The organism is Cupriavidus oxalaticus, from assembly GCF_038900635.1.
Lineage (GTDB): Bacteria > Pseudomonadota > Gammaproteobacteria > Burkholderiales > Burkholderiaceae > Cupriavidus > Cupriavidus oxalaticus_B.
This window is the reverse complement of record NZ_JAYMRX010000010.1, coordinates 76,482-95,636: the sequence shown is the minus strand read 5'-3', so window position 1 is coordinate 95,636 and position 19,155 is coordinate 76,482. Positions and strand designations below refer to the sequence as shown.

General features: G+C 60.2%; 15 protein-coding genes. 8 read left to right on the top strand and 7 right to left on the bottom strand.

Features of this window, described 5'->3' with window-relative positions:
* Positions 1 to 9: 9 nt before the first annotated feature.
* The 3 genes from VSR71_RS17715 to VSR71_RS17705 are packed head-to-tail and all read left to right on the top strand — an operon-like array spanning position 10 to position 3,931.
* A complete protein-coding gene (locus VSR71_RS17715; RefSeq protein WP_342915154.1) occupies positions 10 to 1,524 on the top strand; it encodes a hypothetical protein in 1,515 nt (504 codons plus the stop codon).
* Positions 1,521 to 2,426 carry a polysaccharide pyruvyl transferase family protein gene (locus VSR71_RS17710; RefSeq protein ID WP_342915153.1) on the top strand — a complete coding sequence of 302 codons (906 nt, stop codon included), beginning with the start codon at positions 1,521 to 1,523 and terminating at the stop codon, positions 2,424 to 2,426. The genes VSR71_RS17715 and VSR71_RS17710 overlap by 4 nt, the downstream gene beginning before the upstream one ends.
* 41 nt (positions 2,427 to 2,467) lie before the next feature.
* Positions 2,468 to 3,931, top strand: coding sequence for an oligosaccharide flippase family protein (locus tag VSR71_RS17705; protein ID WP_342915152.1), 1,464 nt, complete (start codon positions 2,468 to 2,470; stop codon positions 3,929 to 3,931).
* Between the two features lie 667 nt (positions 3,932 to 4,598).
* Here the strand turns inward: VSR71_RS17705 and VSR71_RS17700 are convergent.
* From VSR71_RS17700 to VSR71_RS17690, 3 genes are read right to left on the bottom strand one after another with little or no spacing between them, the layout of a single operon-like run.
* The gene (locus VSR71_RS17700; RefSeq protein WP_342915151.1) at positions 4,599 to 6,842 is read right to left on the bottom strand and encodes a polysaccharide biosynthesis tyrosine autokinase; all 2,244 of its coding nucleotides are present in this window, start codon (positions 6,840 to 6,842) and stop codon (positions 4,599 to 4,601) included.
* Positions 6,839 to 7,312 carry a low molecular weight protein-tyrosine-phosphatase gene (locus tag VSR71_RS17695; protein WP_342915150.1) on the bottom strand — a complete coding sequence of 158 codons (474 nt, stop codon included), beginning with the start codon at positions 7,310 to 7,312 and terminating at the stop codon, positions 6,839 to 6,841. The genes VSR71_RS17700 and VSR71_RS17695 overlap by 4 nt, the downstream gene beginning before the upstream one ends.
* A complete protein-coding gene (locus VSR71_RS17690) occupies positions 7,309 to 8,448 on the bottom strand; it encodes a polysaccharide biosynthesis/export family protein (protein ID WP_342915259.1) in 1,140 nt (379 codons plus the stop codon). The genes VSR71_RS17695 and VSR71_RS17690 overlap by 4 nt, the downstream gene beginning before the upstream one ends.
* Positions 8,449 to 9,162: 714 nt before the next feature.
* On the opposite strand from VSR71_RS17690, the gene galU reads away from it, so the two are divergent.
* The 5 genes from galU to VSR71_RS17665 all read left to right on the top strand — a co-directional run bounded on the left by galU (position 9,163) and on the right by VSR71_RS17665 (position 13,375).
* A complete protein-coding gene (galU, locus tag VSR71_RS17685) occupies positions 9,163 to 10,059 on the top strand; it encodes a UTP--glucose-1-phosphate uridylyltransferase GalU (protein WP_342915149.1) in 897 nt (298 codons plus the stop codon).
* A 134-nt stretch (positions 10,060 to 10,193) separates the two neighbouring features.
* A complete protein-coding gene (locus tag VSR71_RS17680; RefSeq protein ID WP_342915148.1) occupies positions 10,194 to 10,508 on the top strand; it encodes a hypothetical protein in 315 nt (104 codons plus the stop codon).
* A gap of 66 nt (positions 10,509 to 10,574) precedes the next feature.
* Complete coding sequence (locus VSR71_RS17675; RefSeq protein ID WP_342915147.1) at positions 10,575 to 11,390, top strand: undecaprenyl-diphosphate phosphatase; 816 nt, start codon at positions 10,575 to 10,577, stop codon at positions 11,388 to 11,390.
* Between the two features lie 190 nt (positions 11,391 to 11,580).
* Positions 11,581 to 11,934, top strand: coding sequence for a hypothetical protein (locus VSR71_RS17670; protein ID WP_342915146.1), 354 nt, complete (start codon positions 11,581 to 11,583; stop codon positions 11,932 to 11,934).
* A gap of 82 nt (positions 11,935 to 12,016) precedes the next feature.
* Complete coding sequence (locus VSR71_RS17665; RefSeq protein ID WP_342915145.1) at positions 12,017 to 13,375, top strand: epoxide hydrolase family protein; 1,359 nt, start codon at positions 12,017 to 12,019, stop codon at positions 13,373 to 13,375.
* A gap of 146 nt (positions 13,376 to 13,521) precedes the next feature.
* Here VSR71_RS17665 and VSR71_RS17660 read toward each other — a convergent pair whose 3' ends face one another.
* The 4 genes from VSR71_RS17660 to mdtN all read right to left on the bottom strand — a co-directional run bounded on the left by VSR71_RS17660 (position 13,522) and on the right by mdtN (position 19,147).
* The gene (locus VSR71_RS17660; protein WP_342915144.1) at positions 13,522 to 14,145 is read right to left on the bottom strand and encodes a response regulator transcription factor; all 624 of its coding nucleotides are present in this window, start codon (positions 14,143 to 14,145) and stop codon (positions 13,522 to 13,524) included.
* A 322-nt stretch (positions 14,146 to 14,467) separates the two neighbouring features.
* The gene (locus VSR71_RS17655) at positions 14,468 to 15,940 is read right to left on the bottom strand and encodes an efflux transporter outer membrane subunit (protein ID WP_342915143.1); all 1,473 of its coding nucleotides are present in this window, start codon (positions 15,938 to 15,940) and stop codon (positions 14,468 to 14,470) included.
* A 14-nt stretch (positions 15,941 to 15,954) separates the two neighbouring features.
* The gene (locus tag VSR71_RS17650) at positions 15,955 to 18,081 is read right to left on the bottom strand and encodes an FUSC family protein (protein ID WP_342915142.1); all 2,127 of its coding nucleotides are present in this window, start codon (positions 18,079 to 18,081) and stop codon (positions 15,955 to 15,957) included.
* A gap of 28 nt (positions 18,082 to 18,109) precedes the next feature.
* A complete protein-coding gene (gene mdtN, locus VSR71_RS17645) occupies positions 18,110 to 19,147 on the bottom strand; it encodes a multidrug transporter subunit MdtN (RefSeq protein ID WP_342915141.1) in 1,038 nt (345 codons plus the stop codon).
* Positions 19,148 to 19,155: the final 8 nt, after the last annotated feature.

Here is a 19,155-nt window from a genome sequence, read left to right as displayed (position 1 = left end):
GCAAGCGCTATGCAACCCATCTCTTTACCTCAGGCCGCACGATTCACGGCAGGGAATCCCGCGATTTCGAATGTCGCGGTTTATTACATTATTTCCATGCTGATTCTGCTCATGACTGTCATGGCGGTAGCCGTTGTCGGCGCCCCGGCAATCATAGCGCTGGGAATGCTGGCCCTTCTTATTTCCGCATTTATCCCCGGACTAGCGCTGGTGTTGTTGCTTTCATCCGTTACACTGCAAAACCTCGTTCTGGCGCTCGGACTGGGCATCATTGAAGGCCCCGATACTTTCAAAACATTCCAGTCGGCGAGCTTTATTATTACCACCGCGATATTTTCACACGCTTTGGTGTATTTGTTCCTTCGCAAGCGCACTATTTCGAGGCAACTCAAATCAGCATTGTTCGCCGCGGGGGTATTCGCTGCCGTCATCGTTGTCTACACCATTATCGGAATTCGGGCATCGACCTTTCTTAGTGCAGGATCCTACGCTAGGCTATATTTTCTCGGTGGCATGAGCCTGGTAATCGGCATAGCCGCATGCCGCCGCACCAGCACACAATTCAGATCAGCACTGTTTTTCATCACCACTGTTTTACTTTGTGGCTATGGCGTAATCGAGTTTCTTTTTCCGGAGTATCTCTACAACTTTGTCTCGGCGGATGCGTTTCAACGGATGAAATTCGCAGACACCGCAACCGCGGGGCAGTTCTCCTCAATTCAGGATCTGGTCAGGAACTCGACGCGAAGCTACCTTAATCTTTCCGGACAGTATGGACTGGATTTGGCATTCTTGCGAATCATGGGGCCGAATTTTCATGCAATCAGCTATGCGTACGCACTATCGTTCCTGGCTTTGATTGAATACGCAGAAAGGCGATTCATTACCTTCCTCATTGCCGCCGCCCTGGTTTTGCTGATTGGGGCCAAGGGGCCTCTGATTATTATTACGTTGTCTGTCGCTACACTTTTCATCGCCAGGCGAGGACGGCGGTCTCGTCTATCACGATTCGCCCTGATTGCAATGCTTCTACTTTACGCCGTGATCGGCATCAGTTACGGGGTGAAGTCGGCTGACTACCATATCCTCGGATTTCTCGCAGGCGTGCAGGGGGTCAAGGAAAAGCCATTGGGACGAGGTGTCGGGGTTGGAGGAAATCTCTCGGAACTGGGAAAATCCGAAGAGAAGGACTTTACCGAGTTCCAGCATCAGGGTGTCGCTTCCTTTGCCCTGGAAAGCGGCCTGGGTGTCCTTCTATATCAAATCGGAATTTTCACGATTCTACTATTCTGGTTTTTTCTCAAAGTCATCAAGTTATTGCGAAAGACCACAGACCAATCGAATTTCAGGATTCGAACAATTACCGCGAGCGCAATTGCCACTTTGCTGATAACCGGAATCTTTCAGGAAGAAGTATTCTCGCCGGCCGCATGGGGGCTTTGGATGCTATTGTCCGGAATACTTGTAGGTAGTTTGTCGCCTGGCTTGTCAAATAATCAAACAAAATTGGAGTACTCACGGTGAGTCATAATGTTGCCCAGATGGATCGGCTCAAGCAGAAACTCAGCGATATTTCTGCATATATTCCCCCCGATCAACCGATAGCCTACCTTGATCTCCCCATACACCTTAATGTAGGTGACTTGCTGATCAACGCAGGAACTGAACAATTCCTGCATGACTACCGTCTGGCCGTCGACATCCGGTTGTCGGTAAAGAACTACAAAAGGTTTCTCCATCGGATCACGCCGCAGCACACCATCCTGCTGCATGGAGGAGGAAACTTTGGCGACATCTGGCCCGCGCACGAAGGTATGCGTGAACATTTGCTCAAGAAGTTCAGCGCCAATAGGATAGTCATGCTGCCACAGACGGTCCACTTCAGGGACGAGAAGAATATTGATCGGTCACTTGAGAAGTACAGAGAGCTCAAGAACTGCACCATCTTCGTAAGGGATGATGTTTCACACCAGTTCCTGGCAAGGCATTTGGGCTGTCCTGTGCTTCTCTCTCCGGACATGGCGCATCAGCTATGGAAGTGCAACTCGGCTTGGTCGATGAGAAGTCTCGGTACCAGGGAAATGCGATTCCTGAGGCGCGACAGGGAATCCACCGGAGCGGCACTCGGTGGAAGCGTCGACTGGGACGATCTTGTTTCTCCCAGGCGCCGCCTTTCGGCGGCCCCGGCTTATGCACTGATCAAATACTCCATCGACTTCAAGGTGCAACAGGCGGCGCTAGCCTTATGGTACAAGCAGCGCGACGCCATCATCAGCTTCGCGAGAAATCGTTTTTTAGAGTATGAGGGCATAACAACTAACAGGCTGCACGCCATGATCCTGGCGAAGCTTCTGGGAAAGCGAGTCAACATGCTGGATAACAGCTATGGAAAGCTCTCATCCTATGCCGGCGCTTGGTTTCACTAGTCAAAGCTGACCCTTCTTGTAAAACTTTTTTCTGATCCCAATTGCCTCAATCATCCACTGACATCAAGACGCAGCTTTTCGCGCGAAGGACCTCCTGGGTTTTCCTCGAGAAGGCGAGCCAGCAAATCCTGATGTTCGCCGTATTTGCCATCGTGGCAAGGGATATTGGTCCGGCGGAATTCGGCATCATCAGCGTATGCTTCATTTTTATCGCGCTTGCTCAGTTACAGAACTTGGGGTTAAGCGACGGCATCGTTGCATTGCGAATCGAGGAACGATCAACGTTATCGGGAATATTTCTCGTGATTTTGTTTGTCAACCTCGTGATGGCGATCGCTCTCTATCTGGCTGCCTCGCAGATCGCCGGTCTGCTGGAAATGCCGGAAGCGGCACCATACCTTCGTTGGTTAGCGCCGCTTCCCGTCCTGTCTGCTCTTCAAGCTGTACCAAATGCAATCCTGCAAAGTGCAATGGACTTCAGGAAGCTGAGTTTAAGGACGAGTATCGCTACATTTGCCGGAGCTGTTGTTGGAATTGGCTGCAGCACAAAAGGACTTGGCGCGTACAGCTTGATTGCCCAGCAGATTGTTCAATTTTCGATTGCCAACGTGATCGTCTGGAATTCGATCACATGGCGACCCGGTTTTAGTATTGCAGACTGTACTCTGTGGTCGAGTTTTAAACCTGGCCTTCGGCTCACTGCTGTTTATCTCATTGAGTTCTGTGAGACCCAGATTCCGAGACTGCTGGTAGCCCTCGTGCTTGGTCCGATCAGCGCAGGGTACTATGCGTTCGGGGGTAGAATTTGGCAGGCTGTAAAGGAGATCGTGATTCTTCCGATTGCTGCGGTTCTCTTCCCTACCTTGGTTAGAGAACAACATAATGCCGTCGGATTTTCCACCACGTTCAATCAAGCGTTGATATGCACCACTGGATTCTTGATTCTCGCAGTGGGGATGTTTTCCGGCATATCCTCACTTCTCGTTGGTTCTCTCTTTGGTGAAAAATGGCTTCCGGCCACGCAATTCGTTTCGCTATTCATGGTGGCGAACATACTCACCCCCATTGGCCTGGTCTATCGAAACTCGTTTAGAGCTTTGAATCGCCTTGGCGACTATCTGAAAATTCAATGTTTTATCGTTTCAAGTAACCTGATCGGTGTTTATGTCGGCTCGCATTATGGACTTGACGCCACCTTGGGCATCACCGCAATTTCCTATGCAGTATCGATTCCCCTTTTGCACAAGCGCCTGGAGCAATCCATTGCGCTACCTTCAAAAACCGTATGGCGCGCAGCACTCGTTTTCGTGGTGGCGGGGTTGATTACTTTCCTCACCGGGCAACTTGCGGCGCATTTTCTCATGCCTTTGATGGGAGGCGTGGCTACCCTGGCCTTGGCACTGCCTTGCGGTCTGATCGCGTACATACTCGCCTGCCGGCTTCTGGGACTGGATATCCTGCGTTTGCTCCCTGGTATCGTCAAATTTAAGAATCGAACGCCATAGTGCGAGCATCATTGGGAATGGGTACAGCGTTAGCATCGCTATTGCTACGCTGTCGCGGAGGAATCTCTCCTCCGCGACTCGATGGCAGGGACATGTATTCGCAATAGAGCCACTTCGCCTGGGTCATATGACTAGCGCGGTCCTGCAATGCATGCCTGATGGTCACAGGCTTTGGGAGGAGTCAGCGGGACGATCTGGAGTCAAAGTCGAATGCGAGCCGGTGAACGAGCGCAACTCCTGCGGTGGCCTCTTCCCGGGTTGATCACGCCGCGGACGATCCGCCACAGGTCATTTGACCGCTCGCGCCAACTGCTCTCGAAGTCCAACGCTACGTCGAGCACTACAACGTTCACAAAGCGCCCCTGTGTCTGGACCGCTACTGCAGATTCGATCCTCGCTCGAGCGTCTAAGTAAAGTAAAGCTGTTGCTGGGAATGACACTAGCTGTTGACCGAGGCCGAGGTACTTGCCTGTCCCTCCCCCCTGCGATTCAAAGCGATGTTGCTTCTCTTGCTCGTCTTGATGACGGCGGGACGGGCTAACTGGTCAGGAAGTGGCGGCTCGCACGCCAGCGACATCATCCCAACATGAGTCAATACACTGGCAGGCCGTTGAAGCCCACGCCGCCTGGGGGGCCGTCTGACAACGGCCCCCCTGCAACGCTTCCTTTACTTTTGAGAGTGAGCGCCCTGTACAGCGTACCCATAATAGGCGTACCTGTAACGCCCGTACTTGGAGCCATATCCATAGCGGAATGCACGAGGATCCAGACCATTGAAGATGACCCCGCTTACGTCCACGTTTGCATGACTCAGTTGCTTTGCACTTTCCGCTACTTCGCCGATTGTGCTCTTTTCGAATCGCGTTACGAGGAAAACCGTGCCGCAGCGCGCGGCCAGGATCGCTGTATCTGCAACGGCCAGCACGGGTGGAGTGTCAATCATGACAAGGTCATACCGTTCGTCCAAGCTGTCCAGTAATTCGACCAGTCGCGTGTTCAACAGTAGTTCGGCGGGATTGGGAGGGAGGGTACCAGTACTGATGAAGTCGAGTCCATCTATCAAATCCTGATGGATTACGTCTTCCATGTTCGCATTCCCGGCAAGAACATCGGACAAGCCAGGCGCCCGTTCCTTCCCGAAGTACTGATTCAGGTATCCCTTTCGCATATCGGCATCCAATAGCAAGACACGCTTGCCACCGGCAGCCATGATCGCGGCAAGATTCGCGGAGACAAAGGACTTGCCAACGCCCGGTGTCGGCCCGGTGAGCAGCACGCGATTGTTGCCTGCGTCCAGCATGGCGAACTGAAGCGCAGTACGAAGGCTGCGCAGGCTTTCGATGGAAGGCTCATTAGGGGAGAGGCTGGCGAGAAGATGCATGCCTCTCTTCCGCGAACGGATGTCTTCAGACAGTACAAACTGCTGTGTCGAGTGCGGCACGGTACCATAGACGGTGAGCCCGGCATGCTGCTCGATATCCTGAGGATCGGTAATCCCGCCATATAGTGCGTCCCGGACGAATGCAACAATAACACCAAGCATGAGGCCGAGGAGTGCGGCAAGGCCGATCACCAAAGGCTTCCTCGGCTTGACCGGCTCTTCGGGTACGCGAGCATTGTCTACAAGCCGCACTGTACCCACCTTTCCTGCTTTCACCAGCTTCAGCTGCTGCATATTGTTCAGCAGACCCACATACAGGTCGTTGTTCACCTGAACATCGCGCATAAGTCGCAGCGCGTCCTGCTCGAGGTTGGGTAGCGACTTCATCTGATTGGCAATGCCACCAACCTTGCCGCTCAATGCCGCAATCTGTGTGTCAATTGCCTGCATGGAGGGATGTTGAGGGCGGAATCGGGTCAACAATTCCGCCTTCTTCTGCTTTAACTCGAGCAGAGTGGTTTCCGCCGCCACACTCTCTTGCAGGTATGCCCGGCCTTCCTCGCTCAGATTGAAAGTGCCACGCTTGTTCCGCAGCGTGTTATAGCGAACTTCAGCCTGCTCCAGTTCGCTCTTCAACTGGGGCAAGAGATCGCCCAGGAATATCAAGGATTTCTCGGCCTCGGCAGCTTTGCGCTTGATATTCTGCGCGACATACTCCTCGCCGATCTCGTTTAACGTGGCAGCAGTCAGCTTGGGGTCCTTGCCGCGCAGGGCCGCACCTATAACTCCGCTCTGCTTGCCCTTCTCGTCAATCTGCAGAGCAACCTGCAGGTCCTCCAGCGTCTGTAACTTCGAACTGCGGACAAGCTTGAATACGGTGCCGGGCTTTCCCTTGAGTTCGGTGACGAGCAGGCGAATGCTGCCGACTTCCTGCTGTGAATCCAGTGCCTTGCCGACATGACCTTCAATTGGCCCATCCAGATCGCCCTGCTCAAGCCGGAACCGCCCATCCCCCAATGCGGTCAGCTTGAACTTCTGTTCTTCGAGGTCAACCGGCACATCGAACGTGGCAACCTTAATGCTTTCCGTTCCCCAGGCAAAACCGCCAAGGCCAAACAAGCCGGGTTCAGACAGACGTTTGGCCCGACTTGCGATCCACTCGCCTACTACGGGGAAATAGCGTGGCTTCGCCTCGATATACAACCGTAGGGACTCGACGGCCCTGTCAACCACCATACGTGAGCGCAGAATTTCCATTTCTGCGGCGGCATCGGTCTTCACATCGAACAGGTTTGATACATCGCCAAGCAAGCTCTTTGCGTCGGCTGGACTGTCTTCCACCTGCACCAGGATATCAGCCTCATATTCCGGCCGCGCCAGGAAGGCGTACGCTACGCCAAGCGCCAAAATCACCGCCGCTATGCTGATGATCATCCAGCGGCTGGCCAGCAACACGTCCAGATATTTGACAAGATCGATTTCGTCTTCCGCCGGTGCGGCAGGAGATTGGTACGTAGGGTTCTGGTTCATAGGCTGCAGATTTTGTTTTGTTCCCGATCGGCTCCAGCCAGCGCCATAATTCTCGGCACCCAGGCTTGCACACCGTGCTGGATCTGCTGGAAGGCGCGTTCGAAAGACTCCCGCGGCTGCCGGTATGGGTCGGGAATATCGAACTTGGCTGGCTCCCCCAGTCGGAAAACTTTCCCCGACACGATAGGATGCCGACGCTGAATTTCGTGCTTTTGCTCGTTCTCCATGACCAGTATCAAGTCGGTCTGGCTGGCCAGCGTCCCGGAAAGTTGTTGGGCACGGTGCTGCGAGATATCCAGGCCGAATTCGCCCATGAGTTCGATGGCGATTGGGTCGGGCGGACTGCCAACCACGGCACCCAAGCCTGCGGAGGTCACCGCCAAGTTCGGCAACGCCTGCCGCAGCAGCCCTTCCGCCATCGGGCTGCGGCAGATATTCCCGATGCAGACGACGAGTACGGTCCTGATCATTTGACTGCGTTTGCCGTGGACGTGAAGAAGTTTCCGCTCGGCAGCAGCTGGTTGATCACGCGGCTCCAACGCACCACGCCTGCGGCATCCACGTAGACAACGTCCCTCGGCTTCAATTCGAACGCCTCGGCCAGCGCAAAGGCGACAGGGGACTTGCCATCGAGGTGGAACACCTCGGCTTGTCCGTCCGTACCCTTGCGGATCACGTAGAGTTCCTTGGCGTTGGCGGAGCTGGGATTCAGGCCGCCTGCCTCACCAATGGCTTCACTGAGCGTGAGCCGGCCGTTTCGCGGCATCACCGGAGTCGGCTTCACGACTTCGCCGGTCACGAACACCTTGCTGTCTTCGCGTTGCTCCACGCGCACGATGTCGCCGTTGCGCAGCAGGATGCTGGCCGGGTCGATGCCTTGCTGCAACAATGCAGGCAGGCTGACGAAGTAATTCCTGCCCTCCCGTGAAATACGAATGCGGCTGTTGTCGCCGGTCAGGACGTTGATGCCGCCAGCACGGTTGAGCGCTTCGACCAGTGTCATCGGCACGTCGTCGATATTCTGCGGGCCAGGGGTCTTGACCTCGCCGTCGAGGTAGACACGCTTGCTGCGAAAGGCAAGCACGCGTACGGTGACCTGTGGCAGGGTGACGACAGGCTTGAGCTGGGTGCTCAGCTGCCCGCGGATCTGGTCCGGGGTCTGGCCGAGTACCTTGACCACGCCGGCATATGGAAACTGGATGGTGCCTGCGGGACTGACGACATAGCCCGGAATGTTGGCAGCACCGCTGTAGCTCGGAATCTCGTAGGCCGCACCGATCGAGTAGGTCTGCGTGGGGAACACCAGTTCCGGGTGGTCCCACACGACGATTGAGAGAATGTCACCGACGCCTACGGTATAGGGCTTTGGCACGTCGTACAGCTCTTCCACCCCGGCGTTCGCCGCTGGCGTGGCGGCCTTCAGCGTACGCACCAGCGCCGGCGTGATCTGCGTGATCTTGGGCACCGACTCCGGATCTTCCGGATCGAGTGGGCGCTGTGGGTCGAAGCGCATGCCTGGCGCGAGTGCGCAGGATGCCAGCAATGGAATGATCCCCAGGCACATGGCGGCCCTGCCAAACCTCAATCTGCTTGAAAGCTTTAGCACGTCTCGATGATTCCCTTGTTTACAAGAAGATCCGCATTGCACGCCGTATCCCTGGCGTGTTGAGCAGCGGTGATTCCGCTTGTTCGACATGGCACACGTGGTGCCTTTCCGCTTGTTTGCATTGCCTGCGGATTAGAACCTGGCGGTGTTGGCTTCGTACTGCACGGCGCGGAGGCGCGCTCTTTTTGCACTGCGTCATTTCGCAAATGACCGGCGAAGTTTATGGCCCGTGGGACTACATCTTCAAGGCGCGACCGGCGTTTTTAGCAAGTTTCCGATCCCCCCATCGGAGTGGAAAGAAAAAGCGGAAGGCACTGCAATTGGGGCGGTATCGGGTGCGAGCACAAAAAAAAGAGGGTGTAGACGCAGGGAGGCGTCTACACCCTTACGGGAGCGGCAACGGGGTCACTGCTTGCCGGCCTTGATTATTGATTGGGGCGCGAAACCCGTCTTACCCCGCTTCGGTAGGCCCCACACCGAGGTAGGGAAAGTTTTGAATGATCAGGCTGACTCAGCCCCCGCCGCTCCAACCACGTTTTTGCCTCCATTCAGTCCCAACGCGTGGGGGGTACCGTGGATGCTGCGACGCAGCACAATCCCCGCTGGCACCCCGTTGCCGACTTTAGGGTGTAGGCGATTGATTCCCTGTTGCGCCTACACCCTCTTTCTTCGCCGGCAGCAGCATTATCAAATCTCTAGAAGGGAGCAACTGAAATGACGAGTCGCGTCAGTAAAGCCGTCTTCCCGGTCGCGGGCCTGGGAACCCGCTTCCTGCCCGCCACCAAGGCCAGCCCGAAGGAAATGCTGCCGGTGGTGGACAAGCCGCTGATCCAGTACGCCGTGGAAGAAGCCATGGCCGCCGGCATTACCGAGATGATTTTCGTCACCGGCCGCTCCAAGCGCGCCATCGAGGACCATTTCGACAAGGCGTTCGAACTGGAGGTGGAACTCGAAGCCAAGAACAAGCAGGCGCTGCTGGACGTGGTGCGCTCGATCAAGCCGGCCAACGTGGAGTGCTTCTACGTGCGCCAGTCCGAGGCGCTGGGCCTGGGCCATGCGGTGCTGTGCGCGGCCAAGCTGGTTGGCAACACGCCGTTCGCGATCATGCTGGCCGATGACCTGATCGACGGCAACCCGCCGGTAATGAAGCAGATGGTGGATGCCTACAACCACTACAACTGCTCGGTGCTTGGGGTGGAAGAAATCCTGCCCGAGCAGAGCCGTTCCTACGGCGTGGTCGAAGGCCGCGAATGGGGCGAAGGCGTGATCAAGGTGTCCGGCATTGTGGAGAAGCCCGCGCCGGAAGAGGCCCCGTCGAACCTGGGCGTGGTCGGCCGCTACATCCTGACCCCGCGCATCTTCGACCACCTGCGCGCACTGAAGCCCGGCGCCGGCGGAGAGTTCCAGCTGACCGACGCGATCCAGTCGCTGCTGAGCCAGGAACAGGTGCTGGCCTATCGCTACCAGGGCACGCGCTACGACTGCGGCAGCAAGCTGGGCTACCTGAAGGCGACCGTCGAGTATGCGCTCAAGCACCATGAAACCGGCGCAGACTTCCGCAGCTACCTGGAGCAGCGTGGACATTGTCTGTCTGACAGCGTGATTGCCTGAAAGAGGTACCTGTTCAACTCGGGTGTTGTAGCGGCACGGCATCAAGCCAGCCGCCACTTCACCGAGGTCGAGGTCGAGGTCGTAATGCAGATGCGAATACCCTCTCTCCGCTCGAGAATACTGGAGACACCTGGATGTCGGCACAATGCGAAATTGCCAAAGCGCTCAGGCAATGGCTCATTCATCAGTCCTGGTACAGCGCGCACCCTGTCGACGAGGGCAGGTTCTACCGTGCGATGGCCGAGGTCATTGCCCACGCTGGTACGGTCTGGACCGACGTTGAGTTCGAGGATGCCATCTACGATGTGATCGGCAGGGAGCGAAAGACAGCGTTCGAAGAATACGTCTGCGAATACACCAGCATCGCGATGCGCATTCGGGACTACGAGACGGTGCGGCCGGATCCATTGTTTGCTGATGGCGTGACCGGCTCATATGCCCGGTCGTAATCCCGATCCCTGTTCAGGGCCACGTCCCTCCCCGAACTGCAAGGCAACCAAAGAGGCAGCAGCCACATGATTGACTGGATCCACGTGGGCAAGGCGTTCTTTCTCGGCCTCGTCGAGGGCTTGACGGAATTCCTGCCCATATCAAGCACCGGGCACCTGATTCTGATCGGGGACTGGATCGATTTTTCGTCCCATGAGGCGCGCGTTTTCGACGTGGTGATCCAGCTCGGCGCAATCCTGGCCGTCTGCTGGCTCTACCGTGCCAGGATCACGCAGCTGTGCGAGGGAGTGGTCCGAAGGGAACCGGACGCGCTGCGCTTTGCCACTGCGGTACTGGTCGCCTTCCTGCCCGCGGCGGTTATCGGCGCACTGTTCATCGGGCCCATCAAGCACCGGCTCTTCGATCCTGCCGTCGTTGCAGCGGCATTGATCGTGGGCGGACTGGTTATTCTCTGGGTAGAGCGGCGTAACGCCGTCCCTCGCATTCACACCATCGAAGATTTCGGCTGGAAGCAAGCCATCGGCATCGGTTTTGCCCAGTGCGTGGCCATGATTCCCGGCACGTCCCGCTCGGGAGCCACCATCGTGGGCGGAATGCTGTCTGGCGTGTCCCGACAAGCCGCGACAGAGTTCTCATTCTTTTTGGCCATTCCCACCATGCTGGGCGCCGCCACCTACGACGCCATGCGGCACTACCATTTGCTCGGCATGGAAGACCTCTGGGCAATCGCCGCCGGCTTTACCGCGGCGTTCATCTCGGCCCTGTTTGTCGTCAATGCGATGATTCGCCTTGTAGCGCGGCATTCGCTGCGAGTCTTTGCCTGGTATCGCATTGCGCTTGGCGTGCTGATTGCAATCATGACCGCTGCCCCCTCACCATGATTCCAACGCCCGCGCTTCCAGCGGGAGATGGGGAGCTGCCGGGTGCGAATCAGAGCGGCCGTCAGAGCGGCCTTCAGCGCAGCGAGAAGGCACGAACTTATACGAACATCCAATTGGCGGCACTCCGTTCTCCGACCAAACTGCATCCAGGGATTTCGCATCCTTGCGATCCGAACGATTGGAGAACGTCATGAATGCCCGTATCACAAGCACCCTCGCCGCCGTCGCGCTCGCTCTCGCTGGTGCCGGCGCGCTAAGCGTTTCCCTCTCCCAGGCGGCCAGTCAGCGCATCGGCGACAGCCGTCCCAAGTCACATGGCTACACCCTCGACCAGGGAAAGAGCGACTCCTACAGCGACGGCGCACGCGTTGGAGACAAGCCAGGCCTGTTTTCGACCCAGGCGCGCCGGGGAAACCTGGATGGGTCCACGGAAGGCACAAGACTCTTGCCCGCCAAGCAGAACCTGTCCGGTATCCAGCTCGCCGGCAGGGACCTGACTGGCGTATCGGCGACTCCGGGCTCGAGCGACCAGGGCGTGGCTTAAGGCCACGGGCGCAGTGCAGCCACGCTGACTCGCGCCGGTCACCTGGCCTGATTTCCGTCTTCCATCTGCAAGGGATACCGCCATGCACCCCGACAAGCCCGCCGTGCCGCCATTGTCTCGACGCCGCTTTATTGCCTCGGCAACCGCGCTGATCGCCAGCCCATCCGTGTTCGCCCTGTCCGACGTCCCCGAAAGGATGCAGCCACCCGGCCCGGAAGCCAATGTCTCCGGCGACGCCTCGGCATTACGCCAGGGCAGCGACGATGCGCGGATTCGCCCGTTCAGCGTCCGCGTTTCCGAAGCCCGGCTTGTGGACCTGCGCCGGCGGATCGCCGCGACCAGGTGGCCGTCGCGTGAGCTGGTGACGGACGCATCGCAGGGCGTGCAACTGGCCACGATGCGCGAGCTCGCGCGCACCTGGCAAGCTGACTACAGCTGGCGCAAGCTCGAGTCAAGGCTGAACGCCCTGCCCCAGTTCATGACAACGATCGACGGGGTAGAGATTCATTTCATCCACGTTCGTTCGAGGCACCAGAACGCGCTGCCGGTCATCGTTACGCACGGATGGCCCGGCTCCATCGTCGAGCAGCTGAAGATCATCGATCCGCTGACCAACCCCACCGCGCATGGGGGAAACGCAAACGACGCCTTCGACGTCGTGATTCCGTCATTGCCGGGCCACGGGTTTTCAGGCAAGCCCACCACGCTGGGCTGGGACCCCGTCCGCATCGCGCGTGCCTGGATCGTGCTGATGAAGCGCCTGGGATACACGCGATTCGCTGCGCAAGGCGGCGACTGGGGCAACGCGGTCACGGAACAGATGGCCCTGCTGGCACCCGCGGAGCTGGCCGGCATCCATACCAACATGCCTGCCACCATTCCCGACGACATTGCGAAGGCGCTCCAGTCCGGTGGCCAGGCACCAGCCGGCCTTTCGGCGGACGAGAAATATGCGTACGAGCAGCTCGACTTCTTCTATAAGCATGGCCTGGCATACGCCCAGGAAATGCGCAACCGTCCCCAGACCCTGTACGGGATCGAGGATTCACCAATCGGGCTGGCGGCCTGGATGCTCGACCACGACGCGCGCAGCTACGCCCTGATCTCGCGCGTCTTTGCGGATCAGGCCGAAGGGCTGACGCGAACCGACATACTCGACAACATCACGCTCTACTGGCTGACGAACACGGCGGTTTCTTCGGCCCGGCTCTACTGGGAGAGCAAGCTGGCCTTCTTCGCCCCGAAAGGCGTCGCCATCCCCGTCGCGGTGAGTGCATTTCCCGACGAGATCTACACGGCGCCGCGCAGCTGGACAGAGCGGGCATATCCCAGGCTCGTGCATTACAGCAGGCTCGAAAAAGGCGGCCACTTCGCTGCCTGGGAACAGCCGGAAATCTTCGCGTCGGAGCTGCGCGCCGGCTTCAGGTCATTGCGCGGTTGAAAATCATGCGGGCGGAGAGGCAGGCAACTTGCGAAAGCATGGCACCTCAGTCCCGCCACAACCGGGTATGGCGGTGCCGGCGCCCGCCACTTGCCTCTTTCCGGATGACGGTATTGCAGCCGACAAGGCACTAGCGCCAGCGGCGCCTAGGTGGAAGGTGCCTCAAGTTCCAGCTGGCCGGCCTGCCTGACGAGCGCGGCAAACGAGCTTGCCTGCATCTTCCTCATGATGTGGCCACGATGCACTTTGACGGTGATCTCGGTGATCCCCATGACGTCCGCGGCCTGCTTGTTCAACATGCCCGCGGCAAGCAAAGGCAGCAGCTCTTGCTCCCGGGGAGTCAGCGTTTCGTACAACGCCCGCAACCCGGCGCTCTCCGCCGCGTTTTGTCGCTGCGTCTGCGTCCTGGCAATCGCCGTATCGACCGCTCGGATCAGGGCATTCTCGCTGATGGGCTTGGTCAGGAAATCGACGGCCCCGCTCTTCATCGCCCGAACCGTGGATGGAACGTCGTTCCTTCCCGTGATGAAGACGATCGAAGCATGAGAGTTGTCAGTCACCTGCTCCTGGACCTCCAGGCCGTTCATGCCCGGCATGCGCATATCGAGAACAAGGCATGCCAGCGCATCCCACTGCACGGATTCCAGGAATTCCTTTCCCGAGTCGAACGACAGCACGCTTTTTCCATGGGCGCGCAGCAGGCTTGACAGCGCTTCCCGGATCCCCGCGTCGTCATCGACTACGCACACAAGTTGGTTGCTCGACTCCATGGTCCTTCTCCGTCTATGCCCAGGCCCACCGTCAATACTGACGTAAGACTAGGTTGATCCATCCATTAATGACAATTAAACATTGGTTGAATGTATATAACTTATCCTTTATGCATCGCCCCGGTCCCGGGCGATGCATGCAAGGTCACAAGCCGGGCCACGCCGCCTGTCAGCGCTATCGTAGGACCAATGTCCAGTACATCAAAATAATTGTCATGGATACGTTCCCGCCCGGTGCTCGAAGCCTGTTGCTGTTCGGGATTTTACTTCGTAAGCGAAATATGTACTTCGCACGTGAAATAACGCGGCGCCGGGAGCATCATCAGTCGCCCTGGCCAACGTATCCGCCTCCCAGCACAGTCGCCAGCGTGACGGTCGCCTGGACTTGCCGGCCGCGGATCTCGACGGCATGGCTCTGCTCCGCGAGCACCGGCAGCATTGCTTCGTGTGCGTTGGACTTGTCCAGCAGGCCGCGCCGGTAGTGCGCGGCGGCGCTGTCCGAGGCGAAGGTGACGGCCTTCAGCTTGTCTTGCTGCATGGCCCCCTGCCTGCTCAGGTCATCCAGTTCGATGCCGGCTTGCGCGACTTCACGGACGGCTTTCAGTACTGACTCGTTGTACTGGGCGATGAGCAGGTTGCTTTGCGCGCGTGTCGCGGCAAGATTCGCGTTCAGCTGGCCGCTGTCGAAAATCGGCAGGCTCAGCCCCGGGACCAGGTTGATCTGACGGCTCGACTTGCGCAGCAGGTCGGACATGTGGATCGAGTCCAGCCCGATGAACGCGCGGATATCGAAGCTCGGGTAGAACGCAGCCTTCGCCGCATCGATCTGGTCCATCGACGCCTGGACATACCAGCGCATCGCCTGCAGGTCGGGCCGGCGCGCGAGCAGCTTGTAGCCGAGCACCGGCGGGATGCCGCCGCCGCGTTCGGGCAGCGGCTGTGGCGCGATCGCGGGCAGGCCGTCCGGCCCTGCTCCGGTCAGCAACCGCAGTATTTCGTGGAGCGTGCGGATACGCGCCTGTGCCGAGCTGATCTGCTGGTCAAGCGCCACGCGTTCGGCCTCGGCGTTTTCCACCTGGGTGCGTGCCACCAGGCCGCGCGCATTGCGGGCCTGGCTGGCTTGCACCTGTTCCTGCCGGATGTCGCGCGCCTTCTCCAGCAGGTCGAGCATCGCGTAGGTGGACTGGATGTCGTAATAGGCATGGACCACCTGCGACGACAGCACCAGCGCCGCCTGCGCGGCTTCGGCCTGACGCGCCCTGGCCACGCCCAGCGCGGCATTGACGGCAGCCCTGTCTTTTCCCCACAGGTCGACCGAGTATCCGGCGATAAGGCCGATCGTGCCTTCCGTATACCAGGGGCCGGTGATTCCGGCTGCGGGATCGGAATGGGCAAACGGCCCGAGGAAACCGTTCTCCGACAGATGCTGCCGGTTGACCGAAGCAGTCAGCGCGACCTGCAGCCCGGTCGACGCGTCGACCAGCTTCGCCTGGGCGCGGCTCGCTTCAACGCGCGCCAGGGCCACCGCCATCGTCGGCGAATCCTCCAGCGCACGCGCCACCAGCGCATCGAGCCGGTCGTCCGCGTAGGCCTTCCACCATTCGGACGACGGCCAGTCCCCCTGGGGCAGCTGGCTGTCCTGCGCCAGGCGGACCTGTTCGGCAGCCACCTGCGCCGCCGGCGCCGTGTCCTCGCGGATCAGCGCGCAACCGCCGCTGACCAGCAGCAGCGAGACGGCCGCTGCGGTCGCAGTGAGCCGCGTCAGGGAGGTTCGAAACAGTTCGCGGGCGTGCATGGTTCACTCGTGGGTCATGTGAGCGGCGGCGGCAAGTGGTGGTCAGACAAGCGTTGGTCCGACAAGTCGTGGTCCAGCCGGGTAATGCGCTCATCCAGCACGCGCGCGGCTTGCACGATGTCGGCCAGCGATTCCGGCATTGCCGCGTTGGCATCGGACACGTGGCGACGCAGGGCCCGCAGGGCGTCGCCCGACAGCGGCGCCGGCGGGGGCAACGCGTGCCCGTCGAGGCGCCCCGCAATCCGTTCCAGCCGGATGGCAACAGTCTCGCGCCACGCCTGCAGTGAGCCGGCCATCGGCTCCGGCATGCCCTGGCCGGCCTGCTGCATGCGGATATGAAGCCAGTCGACGGCGAACAGGAGTTCCTGCGCCTGCGCCAGCGCCGTGGTGAGCTCCGGGGTGACCGAGTCGTGGGCGTACTGCCAGCCGGGTTCGAGCGCCACCCGGGCCTGCATTTCGCGGTTCTGCATCAGCAGCGACCAGCCCCGCAGGCGAGCCTTGTCGAATGGGGCGCGCCTGTCGCCGTCGGCGCGCACCAGGTCGGCGACGCCGCGCAGCAAGCGCCCAAGCATTGTCTTCAGCGCGCCGCCCTCGCGCTCGGGCCAGATGGCCGCGGAAACGGCGAGCGACACCACCACACCGACCAGGATGCCGATCATGCGGTCGCGGATCTCGGTGAGGTCGATGCTGGGCCCGAAATGGCCAAGCTGCGACAGCCCGAAGGCGAAGATGAACTGCAGGCCGATGTAGTTGCTGCGCGGCGATCCGGACGCGACCCAGGCGCCAGCCGCGACAATGGGCAGCGTCAGGAGCAGCAGCCCGGCGATGGTGTCGAGATGCGGGATGATGAAGACCGTCGCCAACAGCGTCACGATGCTTCCCAGCGCGCAGCCGACTACACGCGCCAGGCCCTTGTGCGACATCGCGCCGAGACTCGGCAGCGCAATGATGAAGCAGGTCAGCATCGCTGTGTGGATGCCCGGCCATTGCACGGCCGTATAGAACAGGTAGCAGAGCATGGCGCTCAGCACCGTCTTCAGTGCAAAACGGCCATACACAGGATTGCTGAAGGCGTCGGGCGAGATCAGCGGCTCTCGCTGCGGCGAGGGCGCCGCGGCCATCGGCTCCGGTTCGGCCGCCGCCCGCAGTGCCTCTCCCATTTCACGCAGCACCCTGTCGAGCGGGCCGCCGGCAGCGTCTGTGATGTCTGTGGCGGGAAGGACGCACCTGAACGGCGTGCCGTCGGCAAGCGCTGCGCGCAGCGCCGCGCAGCAAGCCTGCAAGGCGCTGACCTGCTCCGCCTGTGCCGGCGACAGCGCGCTCACCGGCAGCCGTGACAGGTGCGCGGCGGCGGCAACGAGACGACCCAGCGCCGCGATGCGCGCCAGATGGCGCGCGCGGTCGCGGTGCCAGGCCTTGTCGCTCTCCACCGCGAAAGCCAGGTGACGGTGCAGCTGCAGCACGTTCTGCGCGACCGATTGCATGCTGATCGGCCGCGACGTCGCTTGCGTGCGACGCGCCTCCAGCTGGTCGAGCACCTGGTCGAGCTGGCGGCGCATCTCGGCGATCAGCAGGCGTGCCGGATGGCTCGGCAGGAACAGCAGGTTGACGGTGATCGTCAGGACGATCGCATAGGTAGTCGCGACCCACACCCACAACAGCAAGCGGACCAGCGCCTCTGGCGCGAGCCCCCGATCGACAAAGCTCTGGAAGTAGACCACGAACATCGCCATCAGGAAGCCGGCCGGACCGAGCTTGCTGATGCGCAGGAAGTACATGCCGCAGAACGCGATCGCACACGCGCCGAGAATGCGCAGCAGTGGAAAGTCGATGGTGAACTTCACCAGCAGCAGGGCGCCCGCTACCGCCAACGACATGCCAGCCACCTGGACGATGCCGGACATGCGGGTCAGCACGGTGTTCTCGCGCGCGCAGAGGAACACCACGATCAGCGACAGCGGCAGGTTCGGCACCTCCAGCGCCATCGAGATCACCGTCACCAGCGCGGCGCTCAGCACGAAGCGCCACATCGCCCGGGTGCGCCCGGGAAACGGGGCCAGTTCGGTGCGAATCCATGCCGGCAACCATGCCAGCACCGATTCACTGCCGGTGCCGTGGCGATCCGCCGCTTGCGTGCTCATGGCATCTGTTCCCGTGACATGGCCGCCATCACGCCTTCGGCGTCAGGATCGCCACGGCCGAAGCGCCGATGCGGAATATGGCCGGGTCAGGATTCTCGACCAGGATGCGAACCGGGAAGCGCTGCGCCACGCGGACCCAGTTGATCGACCGGGGCACGTGCGGCAGGCCGCCGGAATCAGCCCCGCCATCGTCGGGAAAGACGCCGTAGCCGACCGAGTCGACCACGCCGCGAAAGCGCTTGTCCGCCCGCCCCAGCACATAGATCTGCGTTTGCTCCCCGGGCCGGATATGCGCGAGCTCGGTTTCGCGGAAATTTGCTACCACGTACCAGTGCGTGGTGTTGACCAGCGTGAACACCGGATGGCCAGCCGCGGCATACTGGCCGACCGAGGTCTTGAGGTTGACCACGATGCCGTCGAATGGCGCGCGCACCGTCGCGTATTCGAGATTGAGTTCGGCCAGCGCGATCTCGGCCTTGGCCACCTCGCGCTTCGCGACCAGCGCATCGACGCCGCTGACGCCGGCGGTGGCGCGCTCCGCATCCAGCACGGCAGCCTTCAGCTGGGCCTGGGCGGAGCGGCTGGCGGTGCGTGCCTGGTCAACCGCTTCGGCTGACACGTATTCGGTCCCGAGCAGCGGCTCGGTGCGGGCCAGCGTGTCCTTCGCCTGCTCGGCCGCGGCCCGGGCACGCTCGATGCTGGCCGTCGCCGAGGCTGCGCCGAGCTTCTGCGCATTGACGGACCGCTGCGTCAGCTCGATCTCGCGGTCCAGCGAAGTCAGCGTGGCGCGAGTCTTGTCCAGCTGCATCTGGAACGGACGCGGGTCGATGCGGTACAGCACGTCGCCGCGCCGGATCGCCTGGTTGTCCTTGACGGACAGTTCAACGATACGCCCGCTGACCTCCGGCGCCACGTTGATGGTGTCCGCGTAGGCATAGGCGTCATCGGTGCGCGGCGCGGCATCGAGCCTGCGCACGACGACGACGGCCAGGCCGATCGCCGCCGCGGTCAGCAGTATCGCAATGGCGCGGCCATGGCGGCGTCGCTCTACAGTTTCTTCTGGCATTGCCAACT

What these genes read in the sequence shown, in the direction of transcription:
- mdtN (WP_342915141.1), bottom strand. Translation starts at nt 19,147, where the DNA reads ATGCCAGAAGAAACTGTAGAGCGACGCCGCCATGGCCGCGCCATTGCG.
- VSR71_RS17655 (WP_342915143.1), bottom strand. Translation starts at nt 15,940, where the DNA reads ATGCACGCCCGCGAACTGTTTCGAACCTCCCTGACGCGGCTCACTGCG.
- VSR71_RS17700 (WP_342915151.1), bottom strand. Translation starts at nt 6,842, where the DNA reads ATGAACCAGAACCCTACGTACCAATCTCCTGCCGCACCGGCGGAAGAC.
- VSR71_RS17695 (WP_342915150.1), bottom strand. Translation starts at nt 7,312, where the DNA reads ATGATCAGGACCGTACTCGTCGTCTGCATCGGGAATATCTGCCGCAGC.
- VSR71_RS17665 (WP_342915145.1), top strand. Translation starts at nt 12,017, where the DNA reads ATGCACCCCGACAAGCCCGCCGTGCCGCCATTGTCTCGACGCCGCTTT.
- VSR71_RS17670 (WP_342915146.1), top strand. Translation starts at nt 11,581, where the DNA reads ATGAATGCCCGTATCACAAGCACCCTCGCCGCCGTCGCGCTCGCTCTC.
- VSR71_RS17675 (WP_342915147.1), top strand. Translation starts at nt 10,575, where the DNA reads ATGATTGACTGGATCCACGTGGGCAAGGCGTTCTTTCTCGGCCTCGTC.
- VSR71_RS17650 (WP_342915142.1), bottom strand. Translation starts at nt 18,081, where the DNA reads ATGAGCACGCAAGCGGCGGATCGCCACGGCACCGGCAGTGAATCGGTG.
- VSR71_RS17715 (WP_342915154.1), top strand. Translation starts at nt 10, where the DNA reads ATGCAACCCATCTCTTTACCTCAGGCCGCACGATTCACGGCAGGGAAT.
- VSR71_RS17660 (WP_342915144.1), bottom strand. Translation starts at nt 14,145, where the DNA reads ATGGAGTCGAGCAACCAACTTGTGTGCGTAGTCGATGACGACGCGGGG.
- VSR71_RS17680 (WP_342915148.1), top strand. Translation starts at nt 10,194, where the DNA reads ATGTCGGCACAATGCGAAATTGCCAAAGCGCTCAGGCAATGGCTCATT.
- galU (WP_342915149.1), top strand. Translation starts at nt 9,163, where the DNA reads ATGACGAGTCGCGTCAGTAAAGCCGTCTTCCCGGTCGCGGGCCTGGGA.